This is a genomic window from Bradyrhizobium sp. ORS 285, assembly GCF_900176205.1.
Classification (GTDB): domain Bacteria; phylum Pseudomonadota; class Alphaproteobacteria; order Rhizobiales; family Xanthobacteraceae; genus Bradyrhizobium.
In genome coordinates this window covers 5,398,231-5,414,955 of sequence record NZ_LT859959.1, presented here as the reverse complement: position 1 = coordinate 5,414,955, position 16,725 = coordinate 5,398,231, and the positions used below count along the sequence as shown (strand labels likewise).

Below are 16,725 nucleotides of genomic sequence, written 5' to 3'. Positions count from 1 at the left end.
CGCAACGCCCCTTCTGCTTGAGGCGGGATGCGCGCATACAACCATGATTTCTGATAAAGCGCAAGAACATTTTATTTTTCGAAATGGTCGGCGAGGCCGGGCTTGCTCCGGCGCGGACTGGTCAGCCGCGGCGCCTTGCGCTAAACCCCGGCTCCCGTAACCCAAGCAGAGGCAGTCTGGACAGATGCGGCGTCCGATGACGAGACGAGTTGCGCTGATGGCGGCGGTGTCAGCCGCGGCCGGCGCTTGGCTGGGCTCACAGCGAGCCTCGGCGCAGACCAGTTCCCAACCGACAGGAAAGACCATGACCACTCCCTCCGGACTGCAGATCATCGACACCAAGGAAGGCACCGGCGCGACACCGACCCGCGGCCAGACCTGCGTCATGCACTACACCGGCTGGCTGTATGAGAACGGCCAGAAGGGCAAGAAATTCGACTCCTCGGTCGACCGCAACGAGCCGTTCGAATTCCCGATCGGCATGAAGCGCGTCATCGCCGGCTGGGACGAGGGCGTCGCCACCATGAAGGTCGGCGGCAAGCGCACCCTGATCATCCCGCCCGAGCTCGGCTACGGCGCTCGCGGCGCCGGCGGCGTGATCCCGCCGAACGCGACGTTGATGTTCGATGTGGAATTGCTGGGTGTGAAGTAAAGGCGTGCCTTGCGCCTCGTGCTTATTAGCCAATGATGAGCAGATAGCGCGGTGCCCATGACTGTGCCCTCTCCCCTTGTGGGAGAGGGCATGTAGGAAAGTGCAGCAAGCTCGGTCGGGTGAGGGGTCTCTTTCAGCGAGTGTTGCTCGCGGAGAGAAACCCCTCACCCAACCGCGTGCTTGGATGGGCCGTACATGCCCTCTCCCACAAGGGGAGAGGGCGCTGTATCAGGGAGTGGTATCGCGGCGCAGACGGGGGGAATGGTGGGCACGGCGCGCGCTGGAGCGCAGTATGACATGCGCGGTGAGGGCGCGCCTTTGCCCACCCTACGAATCACAATCAACTAACAACGCGACAAAGCCGGCCCCGTGAGGAGCCGGCTTTGTGATCTCAATAGCCGCGATCAGCTACGCTGTATCAATCAACGCGCCGGCGGCTCACCTCGCTCAGAGGTTCTTGTTCGCGGCACCGGCGGCGGTGTTCACCGCGTCCTTGGTGGCCTGCTTGGCATCGCCGAGCGCCTGCTGGCCCTTGCCCTTCACTTCCTGCACGGCGCCTTCGCCCTGCAGACGGTCGTTGCCGGTCGCTTCGCCGATGCCCTGCTTGGCCTTGCCGACGGCCTCGTTGGTCGCGCCTTTGATCTTGTCCATGGTCGAACCCATTGTCTCTCTCCTTCTGTCTGTGAACTGCGCGGGATCAACGCGGGCGCTGCGAAAAGGTTCTGGGGAACCGGAATGGCGCGGCTGCGGCATTTCGACTAGGATGCTTCGGTTCCTATTGAACATCACGAATCCGAGAAGAAGAAAAATGTCAGGATCTCACGACCACGCGCACGACCATTCTCATTCTCATGATCATGCTCACGATCACGGCGACGAGCGCTGGAAGCACGACGGCGTCCGCGTCATCCCCGGTAATCAGCTCGACGGCAACGTGCCGTCGACACCGGGCATGGACCGCAAGGCCGCGATCAATTTCGCGCGCGTCGGTGCGCAGAAGCTGTGGGCAGGCACCGTCACGATCAAGCCGGACGCCAAGACCGGGGCGCATCATCACGGCCATCTCGAAAGCGTGATCTACGTGGTGAAGGGAAGAGCGCGGATGCGCTGGGGCGATCAGTTGCAATTCACCGCCGAGGCTGGTCCCGGCGACTTCATCTTCGTGCCGCCTTATGTGCCGCATCAGGAGATCAATGCCAGCCCCGACGAGGTGCTGGAATGCGTGCTGGTGCGCAGCGACGGCGAGGCCGTGGCGATCAACATCGACATCGAGCCGGTGGAGAAGCCGGAGACAGTGTTGTGGGTCGACCCGGTGCACCGCGATCACGCCGAGTCCAAATCCTGACGACTCAAGCGCGATGAGATCAAGATGAATCGTCTCGCGCTTCAGGTTGTTGTTTGCGCATGATCTTTTCGGAAAACCGCTGCGCACTTTTCCGGATCATGCTCAACGAAAATGGCGGAGCCATCTCGCGATGGCTCCGCCACATCGGGAGCGGCTGTACCGCTCCCTCACGCGCGGATCAGGGGCGACTGTCGCGCGTGTCTCGCTGGTGCTCATCTCGCAGGAGCGGCTCGATCTTGGCTGATCAGGCCGCCTCGTCGGCGCGCCGCCACACCGGAAACGGGTCCGACAGCCGCGCCCACGCCGCGACATCCATCGCGGGCTTGCCGGGCAGCAGGCAGGCGTCGAGCCGCGCGCTCAAGCCGCCTTCGTCCATGTTGCTGCCGATGAACACGATCTCCTGGCGGCGGTCGCCATAGACCTCGTCCCAGCGCTGCAGCATGCGCGCGCGCCAGGCCGGATCCTCCGGCCATAGCTTCTGCGGCACGGAGGCCCACCAGAAGCCGAGCGCGCTGGTGCGCACGATGGCGCCGGCCTGGCTGATCTCGCCGAGCCATTGCGGCCGCGTCGCCAGCCAGAAATGACCCTTGGCGCGGATCACGCCCGGCCATGGCTCGCGCAGAAACTGGTTGAAGCGCGTCGGAATGAAGGGCCGGCGGGCGCGATAGACGAAGCTGGTCACGCCATAAGTCTCGGTCTCCGGCGCATGGTCGGCGAAGCCGTAAAGCTCATTGTACCACGCCGGGTGCTGCTGGGCGCGCGCGAAGTCGAACCGCCCGGTCGCGAGCACGCGTTCGAGCGGCACGCGGCTGTGGCTCGCCTCGACGACATCGGCGTCGGGATTGAGCGAGCGGATGATCTTGCGCGCCACGTCGCGCTGCTCGGCGCTGGCGTCGTCGATCTTGTTCAGCACGATCACGTCGGCGAATTCGATCTGCTCGACCAGAAGATCGACCAGCGCACGCTCGTCGCCGTCCAGCGCTTCGCCGCGCTGGGCCAGGAAGTCGGAGGAGCCGTAGTCCTTGAGCAGGTTCACCGCGTCGACGACGGTCACCATCGTGTCGAGCTCAGCGACGTCAGACAGGCTCATGCCGTGCTCGTCGCGGAAGTCGAAGGTCGCGGCGACCGGCAGCGGCTCGGAAATCCCGGTGGACTCGATCACCAGATAGTCGAAGCGGCCGCTCTCGGCGAGGGCACGGACCTCCTTCAGAAGATCATCGCGCAAGGTGCAGCAGATGCAGCCATTGGTCATCTCGATCAGCTGCTCATCCGTCCGCGAAAGATTGGCACCGCCATCGCGAACCAGATCCGCATCGATGTTCACCTCGCTCATGTCGTTCACGATCACCGCCACCTTCAGATTCTGGCGGTTGTTCAGGATGTGGTTGAGCAAAGTGGTCTTCCCAGCCCCGAGGAAGCCGGACAAGACCGTGACGGGGAGTTTGCGCATCGAGATCGAACAGCCTCTTCAACGGGAGCGGACGGTGCCGGCGGACAGCCATGCGGCCTCGTTTGTGATGTTATAACGTAACATCAGCTGAAATGGCTGGGGGTGTCAAGGGGAGGCAGGGGTGACGAAGGCGTGAGTGGGGCGGATGGGGAGAGCGCGGTGGAAGGGCGCGCGAGGCGGGCCTCGGCGGCTGTTCTGGTGACAGGGGTTGATCCGAAGCGCCGCTGCACTCCCTCTCCCCGTTCTTACGGGGAGAGGGTCGGGGTGAGGGGCAAGCCGCGCGGGCAGACTTAGTTGTTAGAACAGTCTCTGCTCATCGAGGCGTACGATCACGAAGATCCTCTTCTCATAATACGTGCGGAATGACGTGCCTCGAATCTGTACCACCCGTTCCGCTGCCCCTCACCCCAGCCCTCTCCCCGTGAAGAACGGGGAGAGGGAGCGCAGCGCCGCCGTGGTGATAGCTCGGCTCTCATTGCGCAGGACGCCAATCGTCTACCCGTATCGATGGGCAACTACTTTGCCAGATACGCCGTGCCCGCCGGGCCGTTCGACACCGACATTCCGAGCGCCCCGGGCGCGATGCTCCAATTGGTCTGGTTCAGGATCAGCGTGTTGAACACCATGGTGACGCTGTTGCTGCTCATGGTCGAGACCGAGTTGATGGTGACGTTGCGGCTCGGCAGATACATCAGGCCGGTGTAGGACGAGCTGCTGGTGCCGTTGATCGGCAGGTTCGTCGCCGACAGGCCGCCCGGCTCGTATATCAGGATGTTGGCGTAGGTGCCGGTGGTCGGCGCGGACAGCGTGGCGTTGACGTTGCCGTTGAAGGTCAAGGTGGCGTTCTGGTCGACGAGATAGAAGGTGACGCCGTTGCCTGTGACCGTCCAGCCCGAGTTGAAGGTCATCGTCCCCTTGATGATGTAGAGGCCGGGATTGAGCGTCAGCGTGCCCGAGCCGTTGAAATTGGTCGAGCCGCAATAGACGCCCGGGCTCAGCGTGACCGAGCCGGGATCGTAGACCTTGTTGTTGGTCGTGCACGACCCCACCGTCACCGCGGGCAGCTTGCCGGCGAACGGATCGCTGATCGCCGCGCAGCCGGTCTCGACCGGCGGGGTGACGCCGCCGTTCTTGGTGACGGTGGTGCCTTTGAGGCAGATGCGCTTGACGTTCAGCGTGGCGTTGAACATCGCCGCCGGACTCTGCGTCGACAGCACATGCACCTCGCAAGCGGGCGCATTGAGCTGGGCGCCGGAATTGACCAGCAGCGATTGCGAGTTCAGCGTGCTGACGAGCAGGATGCAGACCGGCGTCTTGCTCTGGGCGCCGGCCTTGGCCGTCGCGGAGGCGGTCACGCCGAGCGACGAGGTGCCCATCACGTTGAGGAACGACGTCATCACCGTCGTCGTCGCGGTGCCCGTGAGCGTGCCATCCTGGTTCGCGGTGAAGGTGGCCGAGGTCGATGTGCCGAAGCGGCCGGAGAAATCGCTCTTGAACACCGCGTTCGCCGTCGTGACCTGCTGCGCGCTCGGCTGGATCACGCCGGCCAGCACGGCCGCATCGACGGCCTTCTGCAACTTGGCCTTGGTATTGCCGGTCTTGCCGAAATCGACGGCAGCGCCGATCGAGATGATGACCGGGATGATGGCGATGGCGAAGATCATGCTGATCTGGCCGTCGCTGGCGCGCCGGAAGCGGAAGAAGAGTCGGCGAAGAGCTGCGGACGAGATCGAGGTGGTCATGTGCGGCGCTTCCTGAATGTGTGCTGGTCCGGCAACAGGAAGTGACGGCGAGACCTTACTGCAGGCTGAATCCGGTTCCACAAAGGAACCGGGATCGAGGAGCCGGGCCATGCAAGGTTATTAGTCTGTTCCCGGCATCGCCGAGAGCCGGCCGTTCGCACCGCCCACAGGTAGTAGCGGGGAAAATTGCCTTTATTGGCAGGTGTCGCCGGGCGATTGTTAGTTGTGATGTCGCGGGGTTCGCGTGGTCTCACCGCGGCGATGCGCGCCAGATCCGGCTCGCCGGCAGGACCAGGCTGCACACCAGCGCGTACACAACCAGCGACACTGCAACCATGGAGGCAAGCGAGCTCATGCCCCCGCCGAGCACAACGATGGCAACATAGCCGCCGCCCGCGGCGATCAGGATGCGCAGGATCGAGCCGATGAACGGCCACAGCACGTGGCCGGCGCCCTGGCCGGCAAAGGCAAGGACGAAGCCGAAGCCGAGCGCGGCATAGGCCGGGGCAACCGTGCGGAGATAGATCGCGCCTTCGCGCAGCACGTCGGCATCCCCGCTGAACAAAGTGAGCCAGAGCGGCGGATGCAGCGCCACGATCATGCCGATGGTCCCGACCAGCAGGGCGCCCGTCGATGCGCTGATCCAGGCGATGCGGCGGGCGCGCGCGCCCTGGCCGGCGCCGATGTTGATGCCGACCATCGTCAGGGTGGCGGTGCACAGGCCGAAGAGAATCGGGATCATGATGTAGTCGAGCCGCGAGGCGATGCCGTAGGCGGCGAGCTCCGAGGTGCCGAAGCGGCCGGCCAGCGCCGTCACCAGGATCACGGTGAGATTGACCAGGACGGCATTGAGCGCGGTCGGCAGGCCGACCTTGAGGATATCGGCGAACAGCCTGAGCTGCAGCGGCGCGACGCGGACATGGAGGGTGGAGCGGCCCGAGGCCATATAGCGGACGAGCACCAGCATGGCGCCGCAATAATACAGGCCGAAGGCGATGCCGGCGCCGGCGATGCCGAGGCCCGGCAGCGGCCCGAGGCCGAAGATAAGGAGCGGCGAGGCCGGGATCATCAGGACCGCGCCGATCAGCGTGACCAGCGCGGGCACCCGCACGTTCCCCGCGCCGCGCAGCGCCGCCGCCTGCAGGTTGACGATCCAGACCGGAATCGCGCCGGCGAACAGGTAGTTGGAATAGCGCAAGCCCGCCTCCAGCGCGCCGGCCCGGCCGCCGAGCGCGTGATACAGCGCCGGGCCGAACAATGCGGTCGCCAGCGTGAACAGGCCGCCTGCGATGACCGCGAGCACGATGGCATGGAAGGCCACCGCGTCGGCATCGGCGTTGCGACCGGCGCCGATGGCGCGCGCGACCGCCGAGGAGACGCCGCTGCCGATGCCGCCATTCGACATCATCGTCATCAGCATGAAAATCGGGAACACCAACGCGGCGCCGGCCAGCGCATCGGTGCCGAGCAGGCCGACATAATAGGCCTCGGCGACGTTGACCGCCGTCTGCGCCACCAGCACCGACATGGTCGGCAGCGCCAGCCGGACCAGGGTGGGCAGGATCGGGCCGGACAGCAGCGCCGCGCGCGTGGCCGCGGCCTTGGCGCGGGACGGGTCCGGTGGCGGAGGTGGCGGGGCAGGCGGAGCGGCAGGCGCGACGCGGGTAGCCTCGGTCGAAACGTCCATTGTGCCTCCGCGCGCGCTCGCGATCTCGCCGCTTTGAATGACGGTTATCATTCAATAGAGGCGCGAACGGGCGCCGGTCAAGGCGACGCCGGCGCAGAGCCATCATGATTTCTTGAGCGGGCTTGGCCTGATGATGGATGCTCAGCCCGACGCGGCCATGGATGCCGGTGCCGACCGGCTGCGTGCCGAGCGTGCCGTTGACGAACAGATCGCGCTGCGTCCGTTTCCAGTCGATGGTCGCGAGCGGGGGGATTTTAGAGGCGGCCGTATCGGAGCTTGCCTCGATGCGTCGACGATGTTTAGTGGGGCGACATCATCAGCAGTTCAATCACATGGCCACCAAGCTATCTGCGGCGCGCGGGGACGACGACGACAACGCCGGCGATGCCGCGCAGGATGGCGCCCTGTCGGTGCGCCGTTGCGTGCTGACGACCCTGCTGATCTTTGCGATTGCGCATGTGTTGCTGATGGTTGGGCTGGCGTCGCCGCCGAAATTCGTCTTCGACGAGGTGCATTACGTGCCGGCGGCGCGGCAGATGATCGGGCTGGCGCCGGCGAGCCCGCAGCTCAATCCGATGCATCCACCGCTCGCCAAGGAGCTGATCGCGCTGTCGATCAGGACGTTCGGCGATAACTCCTTCGCCTGGCGATATCCGGGTACCGTGCTCGGCGGGCTGGCTGTGGCGGCGATCTATCTGTGCGGGCTCGCGCTGTTTGCAGCGCAGGGGGCGGCGATCGCTGCGGCGCTGCTCGCCTTCTTCAATCAGATGTTGTTCGTGCAGGCGCGCACCGCGATGCTCGACATCGGCGCGCTCGCCTTCAGCCTGCTCGGCATCGCGGTGTTCCTGTTCGCCTACCGGCAGCGGCGGCCGCAATTGCTGTTCGCGCTGGCCGGTGCGCTGTTCGGCCTGGCTATTGCGTGCAAATGGAGCGGGCTGTTTCCGTTGCTGACGGCGCTGATGATCGTCGGCGTGATCAAGCTGCTGCAGCATTGGCAGACGTCGTTCGGCGACGCCGAGCGGACCGACTGGTATCAGCCGGAGCAATGGCCGGGTCTTAGCTGGCTGCATATCGGGCTTTGCCTCGGCCTGATCCCGATGCTGGCTTACCTCGTGACCTTCATTCCCCTGCACGGGCTGTCGGTGACCGCCATCTTCGAAGCGCAGCGCCGCATCTTTGCCGACAGCATCACTACCGCGATCGCCGGCCACACTTACATGAGCGCGTGGCCGACCTGGCCGTTGCTCGTCCGCCCGGTCTGGTTCCTGTTCGACAAGACCAGCGACAACGACATCGCCGCGATCGTGCTGCTCGGCAATCCGCTGGTGCTGTGGCCGGCGCTGATCGCGCTCGTCCTCTGCGTCAGGGATTTCGTTGCGACACGCAGCGCATCGGCGTTCCTGATCCTCGCGTTCTATCTCGGCTGCTACCTGCCCTGGGCCATGCTGCCGCGGACGCTGAGCTTCCTCTATTACTACCTGCCGTCGGCGACGCTGCTGAGCCTTGCGCTGGTGCATGCGCTGCTGCGCTGGCCAGCCCGAATATTGTGGGCCTGTGTCGCGGTTGCCGCGCTAGGATTCCTCGCGATGCTGCCGATCAGCTCGGCGTTCATTGGAACGACGATGAGCACCTTCACGCGACTGATGCTGTTCCAGAGCTGGATCTGAGTTCCCCTGAGTTCCCTTCGGTTCCGCCTGTCTGTTGCTTGACGAACAGATCACGCGCAGCCAGTTTCGCGAACGCTTTGCACGAGCGTTGGGGAGGGGCGCTATTCGATGTTGGGATGGTTTCAGCGGCTGCTCGATTCATCAGCCTTGTCGCCGCACGGCATCTGCCTGTTGTGGGAACCCGAGCTGATCTGGCTCCATGTCGCCTCCGACGCCGTGATCGCGGCGGCCTATTTCTCAATTCCCGTCGTGCTCACCTTATTCGTCTCCAAGCGGCGGGACGTGGATTTCGGCTTCCTGTTCTGGGCGTTTGCGCTGTTCATCATGGCCTGCGGCGTCACGCATGTGCTGTCGATCGTCACGCTGTGGGTTCCGATCTACGGCATCGAGGGGCTGGTCAAGGCGATGACTGCGGTGGCGTCGATCCTCACTGCCGGCATCCTGTGGCCGCTGCTGCCGAAGATCCTGGCGATTCCGTCGCCGGCGCAGTTGCGCGCCGCGGAGGCTGCGCTCGTGGTCGAAAGCCGGCAGCGGCGTGAGGCCGAGGACATGCTGCGTCATGCGCAGAAGATGGAAGCGGTCGGCCAGCTCACCGGCGGCGTCGCGCATGACTTCAACAATCTGCTGACCATCATCAGCGGCAATCTCGAGATCGCCGAGCGCAGCCTGCGCGCGCAGGGCGAGGCCGCGCGTGACCGCCTGTCGCGAGCCATTTCCCATGCCGCCAATGGCGCGCAGCGCGCCGCGACCCTGACGCAGCGGTTGCTCGCCTTCGCCCGTCGCCAGCCGCTCGATCCCCGGCTGACCAACGTCAACAAGCTGCTCGCCGGCATGTCCGATTTCTTCCGCAGAACCCTGGGCGAGACGATCAGCGTCGAGATCGTCGAGGCTGCAGGGCTCTGGCAGGTCGAGGTCGATCCGAGCCAGATGGAGGCTGCGATCCTCAACCTCGTCGTCAACGCCAAGGACGCAATGCAGGGCCAGGGCAAGCTGACGATCGAGACCTCGAACAGCTTCATCGACGAGGGCTATGCGCGGCAGCACGCCGACGTCCACGTCGGCCAATACGTCCTGATCGCGATCACCGACACCGGGGTCGGCATGGCGCGCGAGGTCGTGGAGAAGGCGTTCGATCCGTTCTTCACCACCAAGGAACCGGGGCAGGGCACCGGCCTCGGCCTCAGCCAGGTCTATGGCTTCGTCAAGCAGTCCGGCGGCCACGTGAACATCTATAGCGAGGTCGGCGAGGGGACGACGGTGAAGATCTATCTGCCGCGTGCGCATGCCGCGGCGGCCGATGCGCCGGAGAGCCGGGCCGCCGTTGTCGGCAGCCGCGGCAGCGAGACCGTGCTCGTCGTCGAGGATGAGCCGGAGGTGCGCAGCTACATCGCCGAGACCTTGGCCGAACTCGGCTATGTCGTGCATGAGGCGGCCGATGGGCCTGCCGCGCTGGCGCTGCTCGCGCGCGAGCCGCTGGACGTCGATCTCCTGCTCACCGACATCGTCATGCCCGGCATGAACGGGCGGCAACTGGCGGATGATCTGCGGGTCACCCGCCCGACGCTCAAGGTGCTGTTCATGACCGGCTATTCGCGCAACGCCATCGTCCATCAGGGACGGCTGGATCCCGGCGTTGCGCTGCTGCAGAAGCCGATCAACCGGACCATGCTCAGCACCAAGATCCGCGAGGTGCTGGATGCGCCGTGACTTCTACTTCGCGGCCGCGGCGGTCTTGGTGTCCATGTTGACGACCTGGACGCGCCGGTTGAGCGGATCGGCCGGGTTGGCGGCATCCTTCAGCTTGGTCTTGCCATAGCCGACGGCGACGAGGTCCTGGCCGGTGAGGCCGAACTTCTCGACCAGATAGCGCTTGATGGTGTCGGCGCGTCGCTCGGACAGATCCTGGTTGAAGCTGTCACCGCCGATGCCGTCGGTGTGGCCGGCGACCACGAACGTCGAACCCTTCAGGTTCGGATCGGACAGCGCCTTGCCGAGTTCCTGCACCGCCGGCATCGAGCTCTTGCTGATCTCCGCGGAGTTGTAATCGAACTGGATCTCGAGATCGATCTTCGGCTTGGTCGCGGCGAGCTCGGCGATCTGCTCGCGCTCGCCGAGCGACAGCGAGCGCGTCTTGCGGTTGCGCACGCTGTCCAGCAGCGCCGCCTGCCTGGCCTGCGCCGCCGCATCGACCTGCGGCGTCGGCTGTGTTCCGACCGACAGCCCGCGCGTGACCGATTTCGGCTTCAGCGCGTTCAGGATCTGATCGGCCGACACGGCCTCGCCGGCAAAGGCTGCGCCCGTGCTGATCGTCAGGATGGCGGTCAGTGCCGCCGCGCGGACTGCAAAACGTTCAAAGTATGGGGTCATCGTCGTCATCCTCGGTCGTCCTGGCTCATGGCCATTGGATGCGGCGACGATAGAACCGGTTCAAAGCTTTCGAATGTGACGGGAGTCACTCGCTCCCGCGGCTTTCGCGCGGCCGGCGGGGAGAGGCGAGCTGCTGCAAGCCCGACGCAAAGCGCTCGGCGCTTGGCCGGTCTGCGAACAACAAATCGGCCAGATGCGGTTCTACCGGATATCCCTGGCCAGAAAAAAATCGCAAACCAGAGGGAAGCGAGGCGGGCAACAAGCGATTGAAGTCAAGAAACGCCAACAGAAAAGTGCTGCATTGTTCAACTCATCACCCAGGCGCGACTACCCATCTCACCGGACGGGCAGTCAGGATCCATCGGGCTCCACCGGTTCCATGTCGACCCTGATCGGGGCGGGAATCATCGGGGCGTCCATCCTGCTGTCAACGTTGATCGGCGCCGTCGGCAATCGCTATGTCGGTCTGGAAAGTCCGTCGGAGGACACCGCGTGGCTGATCGACCGGCTGACCGGCCGCGTCTACAAGTGCCGTGCGCCAGATCCCGGCCGCGCCAGCTGCAAGTCGGAGATCGCCACCGGCAGCATCCCGGAGAAGGCGAAGCCATAGGTTCCGCGCCGGGCTCGCGACCCCAGCAATTGCCGTTGCGGGAGGCTGGGCGAATCTCGCACGATCGTGCCGTCATGCCCGCCGTTCCCACCCCATTGTCCAAGACCGCAGCTCGACGCCTGTGGCTGCGTGCCCAGCGCCTCGACGAGGAGGCGCCGTTCGGCGCCGGCCCCGAGGCGGTGGCCGCCGCCATTGCCCATCTCGGCTATGTGCAGATCGACACGATCAACGTCATCGAGCGCTGCCACCACCACATCCTGTTCAGCCGCATTCCGGATTATCGCCGATCCGATCTCAGGCAGGCGCAGAGCGCGGACAAGACGGTCTTCGAATATTGGACGCATGCGCTGTCCTACGTTCCCGTGCAGGACTTCCGCTATTTCGTGCCGGCGATGCGCCGCTATCGTCGCGAGGGCCACCGCTGGATGCAGACGGTGAAACCGGAGGATTCGCGCAAGGTGATGCGGTTGATCCGCCAAGGCGGCGCGCTCACGATCCGCGACATCGACGATGACGAGCTGCGCGAGAAGGATCACGCCTGGGCGAGCCGCAAGCCGTCCAAGCGCGCGCTGCAGCTCGGCTTTTATGAGGGGCTGCTGACGGTCGCCGGCCGCGACGGCATGCTCAAGACCTACGACCTCACGACGCGGCATTTCGGCTGGGATCGGCTGCCCAAGGGCGCCACTGAGCGCGAGATCGCGGCCTATCTACTCGACCGCGGCCTGCGTTCGCAGGGTGTCGTCAGCTTGGACTCGCTGTGCCATCTCAATGCGCCGCGCAAGGCCGATGTCCGCAAGGTGATCGAAGCCCGCGTGCGGCGTGGCGAGCTGGTGCCGGTCGCGCTCGAGGGCGCAGGCAAGCAGGAACACTGGGCGACGCCGGCCGCGCTGGGGGAAATGATCGCGATCGATCCTGCGCGCGTGCACATCCTGTCGCCGTTCGATCCGCTGATCATCCAGCGCAAGCGGACGCAGGCGATCTTGGACTACGGCCATCGCTTCGAGGCCTATGTCCCGAAGGACAAGCGGCTGTTCGGCTATTTCGCACTGCCGGTGCTGGTCGGCGACGAGATTGTCGCCGCGCTCGACCTGAAGACCGATCGGCAGAACGGCAAGCTGCTGATGCAGAAATGGAGCTGGGTCGGTCACGGCAAGGCGGCGCGCGGCGACCAGCGCAAGGCGCTGAAGCGGACCATCGAGGACGAGCTGCACCGGTTCCAACGGTTTCAACTGGGGGACTGACCGTCGGCCAAGCGGGCGGTCAGCCCGCTTGATTTGGAAACAAATGTTTCCTAAAAGGAGGCATGACCAAGCCGCAACCGAAGTCAGCTGAGCGCCGCGGACCGGGCCGACCGCGCGAGTTCGATATGGAGACAGCGCTGAGCAAGGCGCTCGTGGTCTTCAGCGAGCGCGGCTACCACGGTGCCTCGCTGGCCGAACTGCGCGCCGCGATGAAGCTCGCCACCGGCAGCCTCTACAAGGCCTTTGCGGACAAGAACGCGATCTTTCTGGCGACGCTGGACTATTACATCGCGCGCCGTGACCGGCAGCTGCGTGAGCGCCTCGATGCCAAGCACAGCGGCCGCGACAAGCTGGAGGCCTTGCTGCAGTTCTACGCCGAATCCGCCAGCGACAGCGAAGGCCGGCGCGGCTGCCTGGTCGTCACCAGCGCGACCGAGCTCGCCATCTTGGATACGGAAGCCGCAGCCAAGGTCCGCAACTCGCTCCGCCGCGTCGAGACGCTGCTGCGCGATCTGATCAGGCTCGGTCAGGCCGATGGATCGATCCGGCCGGATCTCGATGCGGAGGTCGCGGCCGGGGCTCTCTTCTGCGTCATCCAAGGCTTGCGGGTCGTCGGCAAGACGGGACGCACCAAGAGCGAGATGATGACAGTTGCAAAACAGGCTTCGGCGCTGTTCGCGTGATGTCGTGCCAGAATAGGAAACAGTCGTTCTATAATATAGGAGAGTCATCCATGTCGGAATTGATGAACGCCATCCCGGCCCAACACCCGTCGCGGGTGGTCGCCGCGGAGCCGTTCGCTCGCGTCGAGGCATCGTTGCCGGGCTTCACCCATCGCTTCGAGACCGTCGATGGCCTCAGGCTGCATTATGTCAGCGGTGGCCGGCCGGAGGGCGAGGTCGTGGTGCTGCTCGCCGGCTTCCCCCAGAGCTGGTTTGCCTGGCGCAAGGTCATGCCGTTGCTGGGTGCGCGTCATCGCGTCATTGCGGTCGATTTCCCGGGGCAGGGTGACTCGGACCGCCCGGCCGATGGCTATGACACCCGGACGCTCGCCACGTTTGTGCATCGCCTGCTGCGCCAACTCGGCGTCACCAGCCATCATCTCGTGGGTCACGACATCGGCGCGTGGGTGGCCTATCCCTATGCGGCCCTGTTCGGAGATGCCGTACAAAGCCTGGCGCTGCTCGATGCCGGCATTCCCGGCGTCACCTTGCCCGAGGCGCTGCCGTACGCGCCGGACCGCGCGTGGCGCACCTGGCACTTCGCGTTTCACGTCGTTGCGGATCTGCCGGAGATGCTGATCCAGGGCCGCGAACGCGACTATCTCGCCTGGTTCCTGCGCCGCAAGGGCGCCAATCCCGAGGTGTTCTCGGACAGCGACCTCGACGAATATGCCCGCGTGCTGACCAAGGCCGGCGGCTTGCGCGCCGGGCTCGCTTACTACCGGGCTGCCGAGTTGTCCGCGCGTCAGAACCGCGAGCTGAAGGCTCGGGGCAAGCTGAAGCCGCCGGTGTTGGCTGTCGGTGCCGACCAGGGATCGATCGTCGACATGGCCGCCCCGCTCAGGGAGGTCGCCGATCACGTCGAGGGCCTCACCATCGCCTCGTGCGGCCACTACATTCCGGAGGAGCAGCCGGCCGTTGTGGCCGAGGAGCTGATGGGCTTTTTCAGCCGTGCGGGTGCCGGGTCTAACTAGGGTCTCAGCCGAGATCGCGTCTCGCCTCAGGGTAGCCTGTGCTGTGCAGGGCTATCGCATTTGGATGGCGGTTTTGCGCTCGTCTATCTCCACGTCGTCATGGCCGGGCTTGTCCGGCCATCCACGTCGTCCGGCATACTGGGAACGACGTGGATGCCCGGGCCTTCGCCGCGCCGAAGCGGCTACGGCCGCGCAGGCGGGACAAGCCCGGGCATGACGGAGTACAAATTGACAGCATCACGCGCCGCTATGGCTCCGCTTCGGCATATGCGATCGTGCTACTATTTCGAGGGAGCCCGCAGCGCGCTCCGATCAATCGCCATGCCAATGACAATGCCGATCGCATAGGCGACGATGTTCCACATCGAGAAGATGCGGCCGAGCAGCAGCGCGCCGGTCAGCGTCAGGCGGAAACTGTCCAGCCAGGGCGTGTGGATCAGCCGGCTCGCCTCGACGATGACGGCGACGGCGAGCGCGAGACCGCCGATCCGCCGCCACGATATCAGCGGCAGCAGCGCGGCCAGCAGCATGTAGACCATCGTCGCCCAGAGGATGGAACCGCCGTACTTCACGAGGAAGGCGGGAAGGCCGAGGCCCAGGCCGTAGAAGCGCAGTGTGAGCCCGAGCCCAATCACGACCACCGCCGTCACGACCGCCCGCGTGGAGCGGCGGTGCTTGTCAGCGCGGCTCGGAGGATCGGGCGGTGAGGTCGTCATGCGCGCGCCGCGCGCCCGCGATGCGCCGATGGGCTGTGGGATGTCAGGTTTTCCGATTGACTTGCCATCACCGATGCTCAACACCCGCCATCAACTATCAAACTCTGCAATGCTCCCGGGAGGAGACCGATGAGTCCGTCCGCCACCAGCTCGGCCGCGCTTGGCCGCTCCGACATCGAAAGTTCGACGATCCGCGCCATCTCCTGGCGGCTGATTCCGTTCCTCGTGCTTGCTTATTTCTTCTCCTATCTCGACCGCGTCAATCTCGGCTTCGCCGCGCTGACGATGAACGCCGAGCTGAAGTTCTCGCCGCTGGTGTTCGCCTGGGGCGCCGGCATCTTCTTCATCGGTTATTTCATTTTCGAGGTGCCGAGCAATCTGGCGCTGGAGAGGTTTGGCGCCAGCCGCTGGATCGCGCGCATCATGGTGACCTGGGGCATCATCTCGGCGCTGATGGCGCTGGTCTCGGGCCCCTGGAGCTTCTACATCCTGCGCTTCCTGCTCGGCGTCGCCGAGGCGGGCTTCTTTCCCGGCATCATCCTGTATCTGACCTATTGGTACCCGGCGCAGTATCGCGCGCGCTTCCTCGCTGCGTTCGCGGTTGCGGTGCCGATCTCGACCGTGATCGGCGCGCCGGTGTCGGGCCTGCTGCTCGGCATGCACGGCTTCCTGGGCCTGCAGGGCTGGAAGTGGCTGTTCATCATCGAGGGCATCCCGTCGATCATCCTCGGCGTCGTCACCTGGTTCTATCTGACCGACCGGCCGGAGCATGCCACCTGGCTGACGGCGGAGCAGAAGGCCTGGCTCGCTGCCAAGCTCGAGGCCGAGACCGCGGCCAAGCAGGCGGCCGGCCACATGACGCTCGGCGAGGCGCTGTCGTCGCCGAAGGTGATCGTGCTCAGCCTGATCTATTTCGGCTTCGTCGGCGCGCTTTACGGCATGCAGTTCTGGCTGCCGCAGATCGTCAAGGCGTTCGGCCTCACCAACACGCAGACCGGCTTCGTCACCGCGATCCCCTATGCGTTCGGCACCGCCGCGATGATCCTGTGGGCGCGGCATTCCGATGCGACGCGCGAGCGCGTCGTGCATGTCGGTGCGCCGATGATCCTGATCGCTGTGGCGCTGGCGGCATCGAGCCAGATCGGCGATCCCACGCTGACCATGGTCGCGCTGACCTTCGCGGCGATCGGTGTGTTCTGCGTGTTCGGCGTGTTCTGGACCTTGCCGACCGCATGGTTGTCCGGCACGGCCGCGGCAGGCGCGATCGCGCTGATCAACTCGATCGGCAATCTCGCCGGCTTCGGCGGCCCCTATCTGGTCGGCTGGATCAAGGACACGACCGGCTCGACCACGCATGGCCTGCTCGCGCTCTCGGCACTGCCGCTCATTGCAGGCCTGCTGGTGTTCTTCGGCGGCCATGAGAGCAAGGTGGAGTTCGCCGGCCAGGCGCCGGCGGAATGACGCTCAAACTGTGGCGCATCGGCCGCAATCGGCTGATGATCACACGTCACTGAGATTGCTGATCAAGTGATTGAGACGAACGGCCCGGTCC

15 protein-coding genes are annotated in these 16,725 nt (G+C 65.2%); 9 read left to right on the top strand and 6 right to left on the bottom strand.

Features of this window, described 5'->3' with window-relative positions:
- Positions 1-184: 184 nt before the first annotated feature.
- Positions 185-652, top strand: a complete 468-nt coding sequence (locus BRAD285_RS24300; RefSeq protein ID WP_244422372.1) for an FKBP-type peptidyl-prolyl cis-trans isomerase — start codon at positions 185-187, stop codon at positions 650-652.
- 447 nt (positions 653-1,099) lie between these two features.
- On the opposite strand, the gene BRAD285_RS24295 is transcribed toward BRAD285_RS24300, so the two are convergent.
- On the bottom strand, positions 1,100-1,315 hold the full coding sequence (locus BRAD285_RS24295) for a CsbD family protein (RefSeq protein WP_006614896.1): 216 nt from the start codon (positions 1,313-1,315) through the stop codon (positions 1,100-1,102).
- Between the two features lie 145 nt (positions 1,316-1,460).
- Here BRAD285_RS24295 and BRAD285_RS24290 point away from each other — a divergent pair, with 145 nt between their 5' ends.
- Entirely contained in the window at positions 1,461-1,997 is a 537-nt protein-coding gene (locus BRAD285_RS24290) for a cupin domain-containing protein (protein WP_006614897.1), read from the top strand.
- Between the two features lie 244 nt (positions 1,998-2,241).
- Here the strand turns inward: BRAD285_RS24290 and zigA are convergent, their stop codons facing one another.
- From zigA to BRAD285_RS24275, 3 genes are all read right to left on the bottom strand, one after another.
- On the bottom strand, positions 2,242-3,447 hold the full coding sequence (gene zigA / locus BRAD285_RS24285; protein ID WP_006614898.1) for a zinc metallochaperone GTPase ZigA: 1,206 nt from the start codon (positions 3,445-3,447) through the stop codon (positions 2,242-2,244).
- Positions 3,448-3,962: 515 nt separating this feature from the next.
- On the bottom strand, positions 3,963-5,189 hold the full coding sequence (locus BRAD285_RS24280; RefSeq protein WP_006612502.1) for a pilus assembly protein TadG-related protein: 1,227 nt from the start codon (positions 5,187-5,189) through the stop codon (positions 3,963-3,965).
- 250 nt (positions 5,190-5,439) lie between these two features.
- Positions 5,440-6,876: an MATE family efflux transporter gene (locus BRAD285_RS24275; RefSeq protein ID WP_006612503.1), complete on the bottom strand. Its 1,437-nt coding sequence runs from the start codon at positions 6,874-6,876 to the stop codon at positions 5,440-5,442.
- Between the two features lie 332 nt (positions 6,877-7,208).
- On the opposite strand from BRAD285_RS24275, the gene BRAD285_RS24270 reads away from it, so the two are divergent.
- Positions 7,209-8,543 carry a phospholipid carrier-dependent glycosyltransferase gene (locus BRAD285_RS24270; RefSeq protein WP_006612504.1) on the top strand — a complete coding sequence of 445 codons (1,335 nt, stop codon included), beginning with the start codon at positions 7,209-7,211 and terminating at the stop codon, positions 8,541-8,543.
- Positions 8,544-8,651: 108 nt separating this feature from the next.
- Positions 8,652-10,250: a response regulator gene (locus tag BRAD285_RS24265; protein ID WP_006612505.1), complete on the top strand. Its 1,599-nt coding sequence runs from the start codon at positions 8,652-8,654 to the stop codon at positions 10,248-10,250.
- A 3-nt stretch (positions 10,251-10,253) separates the two neighbouring features.
- Here BRAD285_RS24265 and BRAD285_RS24260 read toward each other — a convergent pair whose 3' ends face one another.
- Positions 10,254-10,910 (bottom strand): OmpA family protein, encoded by a 657-nt coding sequence (locus BRAD285_RS24260; protein WP_006612506.1) that lies wholly within the window; start codon positions 10,908-10,910, stop codon positions 10,254-10,256.
- 379 nt (positions 10,911-11,289) lie between these two features.
- On the opposite strand from BRAD285_RS24260, the gene BRAD285_RS24255 reads away from it, so the two are divergent.
- The 4 genes from BRAD285_RS24255 (at position 11,290) to BRAD285_RS24240 (ending at position 14,457) form a co-directional block, all read left to right on the top strand.
- Entirely contained in the window at positions 11,290-11,520 is a 231-nt protein-coding gene (locus BRAD285_RS24255; protein ID WP_006612507.1) for a hypothetical protein, read from the top strand.
- A gap of 74 nt (positions 11,521-11,594) precedes the next feature.
- Entirely contained in the window at positions 11,595-12,761 is a 1,167-nt protein-coding gene (locus tag BRAD285_RS24250) for a winged helix-turn-helix domain-containing protein (protein ID WP_050886875.1), read from the top strand.
- Between the two features lie 125 nt (positions 12,762-12,886).
- Positions 12,887-13,444: a TetR/AcrR family transcriptional regulator gene (locus BRAD285_RS24245; protein WP_006612509.1), complete on the top strand. Its 558-nt coding sequence runs from the start codon at positions 12,887-12,889 to the stop codon at positions 13,442-13,444.
- A gap of 50 nt (positions 13,445-13,494) precedes the next feature.
- Entirely contained in the window at positions 13,495-14,457 is a 963-nt protein-coding gene (locus tag BRAD285_RS24240; protein WP_006612510.1) for an alpha/beta fold hydrolase, read from the top strand.
- 281 nt (positions 14,458-14,738) lie between these two features.
- Here the strand turns inward: BRAD285_RS24240 and BRAD285_RS24235 are convergent, their stop codons facing one another.
- Complete coding sequence (locus tag BRAD285_RS24235; protein ID WP_006612511.1) at positions 14,739-15,173, bottom strand: DUF2809 domain-containing protein; 435 nt, start codon at positions 15,171-15,173, stop codon at positions 14,739-14,741.
- A 129-nt stretch (positions 15,174-15,302) separates the two neighbouring features.
- Between BRAD285_RS24235 and BRAD285_RS24230 the strand changes: the two genes are divergently transcribed.
- Entirely contained in the window at positions 15,303-16,634 is a 1,332-nt protein-coding gene (locus BRAD285_RS24230) for an MFS transporter (protein ID WP_006612512.1), read from the top strand.
- Positions 16,635-16,725: the final 91 nt, after the last annotated feature.

Coding starts and splice junctions, on each gene's coding strand:
- BRAD285_RS24300 (WP_244422372.1), top strand. CDS start 185: ATGCGGCGTCCGATGACGAGACGAGTTGCGCTGATGGCGGCGGTGTCA.
- BRAD285_RS24295 (WP_006614896.1), bottom strand. CDS start 1,315: ATGGGTTCGACCATGGACAAGATCAAAGGCGCGACCAACGAGGCCGTC.
- BRAD285_RS24290 (WP_006614897.1), top strand. CDS start 1,461: ATGTCAGGATCTCACGACCACGCGCACGACCATTCTCATTCTCATGAT.
- zigA (WP_006614898.1), bottom strand. CDS start 3,447: ATGCGCAAACTCCCCGTCACGGTCTTGTCCGGCTTCCTCGGGGCTGGG.
- BRAD285_RS24280 (WP_006612502.1), bottom strand. CDS start 5,189: ATGACCACCTCGATCTCGTCCGCAGCTCTTCGCCGACTCTTCTTCCGC.
- BRAD285_RS24275 (WP_006612503.1), bottom strand. CDS start 6,876: ATGGACGTTTCGACCGAGGCTACCCGCGTCGCGCCTGCCGCTCCGCCT.
- BRAD285_RS24270 (WP_006612504.1), top strand. CDS start 7,209: ATGGCCACCAAGCTATCTGCGGCGCGCGGGGACGACGACGACAACGCC.
- BRAD285_RS24265 (WP_006612505.1), top strand. CDS start 8,652: ATGTTGGGATGGTTTCAGCGGCTGCTCGATTCATCAGCCTTGTCGCCG.
- BRAD285_RS24260 (WP_006612506.1), bottom strand. CDS start 10,910: ATGACCCCATACTTTGAACGTTTTGCAGTCCGCGCGGCGGCACTGACC.
- BRAD285_RS24255 (WP_006612507.1), top strand. CDS start 11,290: ATGTCGACCCTGATCGGGGCGGGAATCATCGGGGCGTCCATCCTGCTG.
- BRAD285_RS24250 (WP_050886875.1), top strand. CDS start 11,595: ATGCCCGCCGTTCCCACCCCATTGTCCAAGACCGCAGCTCGACGCCTG.
- BRAD285_RS24245 (WP_006612509.1), top strand. CDS start 12,887: ATGGAGACAGCGCTGAGCAAGGCGCTCGTGGTCTTCAGCGAGCGCGGC.
- BRAD285_RS24240 (WP_006612510.1), top strand. CDS start 13,495: ATGTCGGAATTGATGAACGCCATCCCGGCCCAACACCCGTCGCGGGTG.
- BRAD285_RS24235 (WP_006612511.1), bottom strand. CDS start 15,173: ATGACGACCTCACCGCCCGATCCTCCGAGCCGCGCTGACAAGCACCGC.
- BRAD285_RS24230 (WP_006612512.1), top strand. CDS start 15,303: ATGAGTCCGTCCGCCACCAGCTCGGCCGCGCTTGGCCGCTCCGACATC.